The organism is Acidisphaera rubrifaciens HS-AP3 (assembly GCF_000964365.1).
GTDB lineage: Bacteria > Pseudomonadota > Alphaproteobacteria > Acetobacterales > Acetobacteraceae > Acidisphaera > Acidisphaera rubrifaciens.
In genome coordinates this window covers 1-4707 of record NZ_BANB01000364.1, presented here as the reverse complement: position 1 = coordinate 4707, position 4707 = coordinate 1, and the positions used below count along the sequence as shown (strand labels likewise).

Genomic DNA, 4707 nt, shown 5'->3' with positions numbered 1-4707 from the left:
CGCATGACCGATGCGCTGCGACACCGCGGGCCGGCTCGCTGCGCACGCGCGTGCACGGCGATTTCCATCTGGGACAAGTGCTCGTGGTACAAGGCGACGCCTTCATCATCGACTTCGAGGGCGAGCCGGCGCGGCCGATGGAGCAGAGGCGGGCGAAAGGCTGTCCGCTGCGCGACGTCGCGGGGCTGCTGCGCTCGTTCGACTATGCGGCGGCGACCGCCGGCGAGGGACGCACCGCGGCCGCGCCGGGCGTCGAGGAGCGGCGCGCGGCGCTGCTGCCGCATTTCCTCGATCAGGCCTCCGCCGCCTTCACCGCCGCCTATCGCGGCGTGCTGGCCGAGGCGCCGTCGCCCTGGATCGCCCCGGAGACCGAGGACGGGCTGCTCGACCTGTTCCTGATCGAAAAGGCGGCCTACGAAATCCGCTACGAGGTCACCAACCGGCCCGCCTGGATCGGCATCCCGCTGCGGGGCCTGCAGGCGATCGCGCGCCGCGTGCTCGACGAGCCGGCCGAGACGGAGACGGCGTCATGAACGCGCCGGTGAGCGTGCCGCCGGAGACCCTGGTCCCCGCGGCCGCCCTGCCCGACCCGGGCGCGATCGACGCGATCGTGGACGGACGCCACGGCGACCCGTTCGCGGTGCTGGGGCCGCATCCCGTCACGGGCGGTGTCGCTGTGCGCTGCTTCGCGCCGGAGGCGACCAGCGTCAGCGTGATCGACGCGGCGACGGGGGCCGTGCGCGCCCGGCTGAAGCAGGTGCATCCCGCCGGCTTCTTCGCCGGGCTGTTGGAGGGCGACGCGCCGTACCGTCTGCGCCTGACGGTGGGCGAGATCGTGCGTGAGACCGAGGACCCGTATGCCTTCCCGCCCGTGCTCGGCGATCTCGACGTGCATCTGCTGGCGGAAGGGCGCCATCACGATCTTGGCCGCACCCTCGGCGCCCATACGATGACGATCGGCGGCGTGCCCGGCGTGCGTTTCGCCGTCTGGGCGCCGAATGCGCGCCGCGTCTCCGTCGTCGGCCCGTTCAACCGCTGGGACGGGCGGCGGCATCCGATGCGGCTGCGCTTCGGCGCGGGGGTGTGGGAAATCTTCATCCCGCGCCTGCCGGTCGGCACGCTCTACAAGTACGAGATCGTCGCGCCGGACGGCGGGCTGCTGCCGCTGAAGGCCGATCCCGTCGCCTGGGCCGCCGAGGCGCCGCCCGCCACCGCGTCGGTCGTCGCCGACACGACGCCGTGGCGCTGGCGGGACGAGGCGTGGATGGCCGACCGCGCGGCGCGCAGCGCGCCGGACGCGCCGATCAGCGTCTACGAGGTGCATGCCCAGTCCTGGCTGCATCCCGACGGCGCGGCTCCCGATTGGGACGTGCTGATCGACCGGCTGGTGCCCTATGCGGCGCAGATGGGATTCACCCATATCGAGTTGCTGCCGATCATGGAGCATCCGTTCGGCGGCTCGTGGGGCTATCAGCCGCTTGGTCAGTTCGCGCCGACCGCGCGTTTGGGCAAGCCCGAACAATTCGCGCGCTTCGTCGATGCGTGCCATCAGGCGGGCGTGGGCGTCATCCTCGACTGGGTGCCGGCGCATTTTCCGACCGACGCGCACGGCCTCGCGCATTTCGACGGCACCGCGCTCTATGAGCATGCCGACCCGCGCGAGGGGTTCCACTACGACTGGAACACGCTGATCTACAATCTGGGGCGCAACGAGGTGCGCGGCTTCCTAATCGGCAGCGCGCTGCACTGGCTGGAACATTACCACGTGGACGCGCTGCGCGTCGACGCGGTCGCGTCGATGCTCTATCGCGACTACTCGCGCAAGGCGGGCGAGTGGATACCGAACAAATACGGCGGGCGGGAAAACCTTGAATCCGTCGCCTTCCTCCAGGACCTGTCGGACGTCGTCAACGCGCGCTGCCCCGGCGCGATGCTGATCGCCGAGGAGAGCACCGCTTGGCCGGGTGTCACGCGATCGCCACGCGACGGCGGCCTCGGGTTTCACTACAAGTGGAACATGGGCTGGATGCACGACACGCTGCATTACATGCAGGAAGAGCCGATCAATCGGCGCTGGCATCACGACAGCATCACCTTCGGACTGGTCTACGCCTTCAGCGAGCGCTTCATGCTGCCGCTGTCGCATGACGAGGTCGTGTACGGAAAAGGCAGCCTGATCGGCAAGATGCCGGGCGACGCCTGGCAGCGTTTCGCCAATCTGCGCGCCTATTTCGGCTTCATGTGGACGCATCCCGGCAAGAAGCTGCTGTTCATGGGCGGCGAGATCGCGCAGACGCGCGAATGGGATCATGACGGGCAGATCGACTGGCATCTGCTCGACGATCCCGCCCATGCCGGGGTGCAGCGCCTGGTGCGCGACCTCAATCACGTCTACCGGCAGACGCCCGCGCTGCACACGCGCGACGCCGACGACGCGGCGTTCCGCTGGGTGGTGCTCGACGACCGCGAGCAGAGCGTCTTTGCCTATCTGCGCGACGGGCGGGCGGGCGAGGCGCCGGTGCTGGTCGTCTTCAACGCGACGCCGGTGCCGCGGCCGGGCTATCGCGTCGGCGTGCCGGCGGCCGGCGTCTGGCACGAGATCCTGAACACCGACGCGGCGATCTACGGCGGCTCGAATCTCGGCAACGCGGGGGCGGTGACGGCGGAGGATGCGCCGCTGCACGGACTGCCCGCGAGCGTCAGCCTGCTGCTGCCGCCGCTCGCGACGGTGATCCTGCGACATGGCTGAGCATCTGCCCGCGTGGGGCGCGGTGCCGACACCCGACGGCACGCGCTTTCGGATCTGGGCGCCCGACGCGCCGTCGCTGACCCTGGAGATCGAGGGGCGCGAGGGGATCGCGCTCACCCGCGACGCGCACGGATGGTTCGCGACGACGCTCCCCTGCCCCGCCGGCACGCGCTACCGCTATCGCCTGCCGGAGAGCCTCGGCGGCCTTCCCGTGCCCGATCCCGCGTCGCGCCGGCAGTCCGGCGACGTTCACGGGTGGAGCGTCGTCGTCGATCCGCACGGCCATGCGTGGACGACGGAGGGCTGGCAGGGCCGCCCCTGGCACGAGGCGGTGGTGTATGAGCTGCACGCCGGCGCCTATGGCGGCTTCGACGGCATACGCGCACAGCTGCCGCGTCTCGCGGCACTCGGCGTCACGATGATCGAATTGATGCCGATCAACGATTTCCCCGGCGCGCGCAACTGGGGCTATGACGGCGTATTGCCCTATGCCCCGGATGAGACCTACGGCACGCCCGAGGCGCTGAAGGCGCTGGTCGATGCCGCCCATGCCGCCGGCATCGGCGTGATGCTCGATGTCGTCTACAACCATTTCGGACCGGACGGCGCCTATCTGCATGTTTATGCCAAGCCGTTCTTCGATCCCGACCGCCACACCCCCTGGGGCGCCGCGATCGATTTCCGCGAGGCGCCGGTACGCGACTTCTTCATCGAGAACGCGCTGATGTGGCTGCGCGACTACCGGCTGGACGGCCTGCGCTTCGACGCGGTGAATGCCTATCGCGACCCGCAATTCATCGCCACGATGGGGCAGGCGATCCGCGCCGCCCTGCCGGCGGGGCGGCATGTCGCGCTGGTGCTGGAGAACGAGTTCAACCAGGCCCGCTTCCTGCCGCGTCCCTACGATGCGCAATGGACCGACGACTGGCATCATTGCGTGCACGTCCTGCTGACCGGCGAGACGGAGGGCTATTACGCCGGCTTCCGCGACGCCGCGCCGCTCCTGGCGCGTTCGCTCGCCGAGGGGTTCGCCTATCAGGGGGAGACGCCGCCGGCGGCCGGGTCGCAGGGAGAGCACAAGCCCGAGCCGCGTGGCGAGCCGAGCGGCCATCTGCCGCCCACCGCCTTCGTCATCAGCCTCCAGACGCACGATCAGGTCGGCAACCGCGCCTTCGGGGAGCGGCCAACGGTGCTGGCCGATCCCGACGCCCTGCATGCGGCATCGGTCTTGCTCCTGCTCTCGCCGATGATCCCGATGCTGTTCATGGGCGAGGAATGGGGCAGCACCGCGCCGTTCCTGTTTTTCACCGACCACAACGCGGAGCTGGCGCCGCTGGTGCGCGACGGGCGCCGGCGGGAGTTCGCGCATTTCGCCGCGTTCCAGGACCCCGCAAAGCGCGACCGCATCCCCGATCCGAACGATCCCGCGACCTTCGCCGCCTCCGTCCCCGATCCCGCCGAGGCGGAGCGGCCGCCGCATGACGCGGTATCGGCGCGCACACGCGCGCTGCTGGCGCTGCGCCGGCGCTTCGTCATGCCGCGCATCCCGGGCGCCCGCAGCGCCGGCGCCGCGGTGATCGGTCCCAAGGCGGTGCAGGCCGCGTGGCGCATGGGCGACGGAGCGCTGCTGACGATCGCCGTCAACCTCGCGCCGGAGCCGGTCGCCTTTACCCATCCTGCCGGCGAGGTGCTTTATGGCACCGGCGAGCGTCTCGCGTCCGTGACGCGGGAGGGCGCGCTGCCCGGCCACAGCGCGGTCGCCTTTCTCGCCGAGGAGACGGCATGACCGACGCCGCCGTGCAGGCCCTTGCCCATGCCGCCGGGCTGGGCCTGCGCTATACTGATGCGTTCGGCGTCGTCCGCGACGTCTCGCCCGATACGCTCCGCGCCGTCCTCGCCGCCCTCGACCTGCCCGCCGCGACGGAGGCACAGGCCGCCGACAGCCTCGCCCGGGCACG

The 4707-nt window shown here is 70.7% G+C and carries 2 protein-coding genes and 1 pseudogene; all 3 read left to right on the top strand.

Annotated features, from left to right (window positions below):
* Positions 1-533, top strand: a pseudogene (locus B8460_RS11185) (alpha-amylase); the annotation flags it as partial.
* On the top strand, positions 530-2749 hold the full coding sequence (glgB, locus tag B8460_RS11180; protein ID WP_048861677.1) for a 1,4-alpha-glucan branching protein GlgB: 2220 nt from the start codon (positions 530-532) through the stop codon (positions 2747-2749). The pseudogene B8460_RS11185 and the gene glgB, both read left to right, overlap by 4 nt.
* On the top strand, positions 2742-4535 hold the full coding sequence (gene treZ / locus B8460_RS11175) for a malto-oligosyltrehalose trehalohydrolase (protein WP_048861676.1): 1794 nt from the start codon (positions 2742-2744) through the stop codon (positions 4533-4535). Before glgB ends, treZ begins: the two co-directional genes overlap by 8 nt.
* Positions 4536-4707: the final 172 nt, after the last annotated feature.